This is a genomic window from Lysinibacillus sp. NPDC097231 (assembly GCF_044761885.1).
Lineage (GTDB): Bacteria > Bacillota > Bacilli > Bacillales_A > Planococcaceae > Lysinibacillus.
In genome coordinates this window covers 1-1,405 of the sequence record NZ_JBIWDH010000078.1, presented here as the reverse complement: position 1 = coordinate 1,405, position 1,405 = coordinate 1, and the positions used below count along the sequence as shown (strand labels likewise).

At 39.6% G+C, this 1,405-nt stretch carries 1 protein-coding gene; it reads right to left on the bottom strand.

The window, feature by feature from the left end; all coding sequences use genetic code 11:
• Positions 1 to 145 precede the first annotated feature (145 nt).
• Positions 146 to 1,270 carry an IS4 family transposase gene (locus ACIQXF_RS23045; protein ID WP_402788162.1) on the bottom strand — a complete coding sequence of 375 codons (1,125 nt, stop codon included), beginning with the start codon at positions 1,268 to 1,270 and terminating at the stop codon, positions 146 to 148.
• Positions 1,271 to 1,405 lie beyond the last annotated feature (135 nt).

Sequence of the window (1,405 nt, the reverse complement as noted above, 5' to 3'; positions counted from 1 at the left end):
CACTACCGTCGCATAAATTTTGATTGAATTTTCTGTTTTCTCACTTTTTTGTTTAAGAAGAAAAAAGAAAACACACAAACAACGGTGATTGACATCCATTTTTTTACTATAACCTTTGACGAGGGAAATAGAAACGCGAAAACCTTTATGGAATGGCTTTTCCTTCGATTTTTCGAATCCACAGATGGGCGGATTTCCAAGGGTCTGCTTTTAGCCAGCGACTCATTTGTAAATAAGAACGTGAGCTGTTTGTGTTCAACTGAGCGAGTACATGTAAGCAGTAGACAATCATCGCGATGTACACTTGATTGTGCACAGCTTGTTCGCTTTGCCCGTAAAATTTTTTGATGTTCAAATGCTGCTTCATCCATTTGAAAAATAGCTCGATTGCCCAGCGCGATTTGTACAGTTCAGCGATTTCATCGGCACTTAAATCAAAGCGGTTCGTGATTAGGTGCAGCTCATTGCCCTTCGAATCGAGTACTTTAATGAGGCGAAATGTATTCTCAGCTCGATTTTGTGTCGTGCCAATAAGTATCATGTCATCCGATAAGACACTTGAATCTTTAGGTACTTTGATCGGCTCTAGCACACGGATGACGGCGTTTTTTCGTAAACGTGACACAAAGAAATAGCCTTCATCGGTCATGCGGTCAAATCGCTCATAATCCAAGTAACCACGGTCAAACACATACATGCATTCTTTGTCGTCTACTAGTACCTCTAGTTGACCGCGATCATGTTCTTCCGCGTTTGTCAGCACCGCTTTGTCTGGATACGAGCAGCCTTTTTCTAAGAAAACCAAACGTAAGTGAAGCTTGATTCCTGACTTGGTTTTACGAAATTCAGCCCATTTGTGATGATTCAAATTCAATGGCAGTGTGCTCGAATCAATGATTTTTAACGGTGTCGTCAGTTTTCGCCGCTTTTCAAAATACGTTTTCTCATGAATTTGAGCGACTAAATCGAGAAAGAGCTCTTGGAAAACAAGTGTTGGTACCTGACCTAATCGACGTCCTAACTGTGAAAAGCTAATCGACTCTAACTCCGTCGCTTTTTGTAGGTCACCGGAGAACAGTGTATCACTCACAGCGCGTAGACTTTCGGTTTCATTTAACTGCGCAAATACGAACAGTTTCAAAAAAGAAGTCATGTAAAGCTTTTTTGTATAGTAATTTAATTGATAGGCTTCCACTAATTCCTCAAGTTTTGACGAGGAAATCGGTGAAAACCATTGTTCAAATGATGTTTTTGATGTAAACTTATCCATGCGAATGTCCTTTATTTTGGATTTGGATGGTTACCTACCGCCCAACCATTATAAAGGCTTTTTTTGTGCTTAAATAATATTGCAGAAAATTCAGTTTTATATAAGGTGTTGAATTATTTTAATGCGACGCTAGTG